Source organism: Methylophaga muralis, assembly GCF_001720165.1.
Taxonomy (GTDB): domain Bacteria; phylum Pseudomonadota; class Gammaproteobacteria; order Nitrosococcales; family Methylophagaceae; genus Methylophaga; species Methylophaga muralis.
In genome coordinates this window covers 1-2018 of sequence record NZ_MCRI01000082.1, presented here as the reverse complement: position 1 = coordinate 2018, position 2018 = coordinate 1, and the positions used below count along the sequence as shown (strand labels likewise).

Below are 2018 nucleotides of genomic sequence, written 5' to 3'. Positions count from 1 at the left end.
ATATACCTACCTTACGCGAAAATCCATCACTTTTTGCACTAAAACTTATCTTTTTTAATACAACAATGAGGGGATTTGAGATGTCTTTTGACTGGTATCGTTTGGTTGGAAAGAAGGCAGAATAAAATTGTTAGGCTTCCTACCTAACATAGTTTCTCGCTCCCATAACAGTTAATTACGCCGCATTAATTACAAACCAATGGTGTAATGCACATAAGCAGTAGCAGACCCAGTGCTTTGAAATGGAAGTTGCTGGTAGTAAAAATCCGCTGAAATTCTTTGATTCTTCGCAGGACTGAAATATGCACCTATGCTCGCAACCGGACGAGTACGATTAAGTTCATCGTTAAAATTTTCACTGGTTAAACCACTGACGCCGGTCGCGGTTAAGTCATCTACGGAGTGAGATAGATCATGTTCAATACCCACGCTACCAGTGAGATTCACTTTCTCTGTAAGTTTTTGATTGAGCTTCATACCGACTAAAGCAACGGTTGAACGATCTTCAAGAGCGGCATAGGTCAAAGGTGATGAGATAGCTCCTTCTTCTGTATAGCCATCTTGTTTGATTTTGGTATAGCGTAAAGCTGCATAAGGCCTAACTATGGTTCTAGCTTGATTCACCGTGAAGCTGTAACTCAATTCACCTACATAGCTTTGTGTATTGATGGAAGTGTCACCAACACCGGCTTCTGAGCTATTCAAGATTTCGCGGGTGGTGGTTAAATTTTTATCTTGGTAGGCATTGGCGATTTTAAATTGATAACCCAAGTGGTCAGGATTTTGATTCCACACGATAAATATTCCCATCAGTGGATTCGCATTTGAAATATCCACACTTGCGACGGTGTTGGTATTGAGATTGTGATTTAAAAAGCCCCCAAAGCGCAGGGTAGGTGTGGCTTTATAACCTGCCACTATGACCGCTGAAGTTTCGTGAGTACTGGGGTTGTCAACATAGGTCTGCTGGCCACCAACCGAGACACAAAAACCTCTGGTATCAAACAAATCACAGTCATAAGTATTCATGTTGGCAAAGTTAGTGGCGATGAGTTGCTGAGAGAATCCACCGCGTAAGTCAGATGCTAAAGATTGGACTGAGACTTGTGTATCAATAACTGACGGGCCTACAAAAACGGGAGGGGCTACAAATTCAAATAATAAATCCCAGGCATTCAAAATAGAGTCATTCGCTACAAGGCTATAGTTATAACTGCCATAAGAACCGGTCGTGCCTGAAACATCCGTTAATGTTGTAAAGTTTTGCAAAACACTCAAATATCTTCCCTCAGAAACCACTGAAGCAGCCACGCCAGAAACAAGTGTGGTTCCCGTATTCCCATAAATATTAAATGCCATATTTCCGGTGCCCGGAGCGGATAATTGACCATAGTTAGTGGGACTATTAATAATGATGTTGTAACTATTGGGTAAGTTACCAACAATTGTTACCGGGCGGGATGTAAGTGAACCTTGTAAATTATTGAAGACCGGAATTGAGGCACTTCCAGCATTCCCTATACTTCCAAAACCACCAGTAATGCTGCCGACATTGGTTAAAGAAGTGATTGTTGACTGATTACTGATGCCGTATCTGACCACACCGGTGATTTGCCCAAAGTTGACTACATCAACATTACCCCCGGGCTTGTTCCACAATCCCCATTGGTTATGGGTATAAATTGACCCATAATTGACCAGTCTGGCTGAGGTTGATGTTTCCAAAATAACCACTGAACGTCCATTAACGCCAAAAGGCGCTGTGTTTGACACGGTGACGCCTGAAGCAATAGTGACATCGGCTCCAGTATCAAGCGTTAGCCCTTTTACATTTCCCCCATCACAACTTGCTGTAATTTCCAGAGTGGATGTGACTGTAACCCCTCCGTTACACAAGGCAAAAGCAGGCTGGGTAAAGAACACCAATAAGATGGAAATAATTAACTTCAACTCTGTTACTCCAGTGAGCAAGCATTAATACTGCAAATTTTTGGTTGAGCAGCGGAAAGTAAAACTAC

General features: G+C 42.2%; 1 protein-coding gene. It reads right to left on the bottom strand.

Annotation, left to right across the window (positions count from 1 at the left end; all coding sequences use genetic code 11):
• Window positions 1-189: 189 nt before the first annotated feature.
• On the bottom strand, window positions 190-1950 hold the full coding sequence (locus A9E74_RS13630) for an autotransporter outer membrane beta-barrel domain-containing protein (RefSeq protein WP_069297139.1): 1761 nt from the start codon (window positions 1948-1950) through the stop codon (window positions 190-192).
• Window positions 1951-2018: the final 68 nt, after the last annotated feature.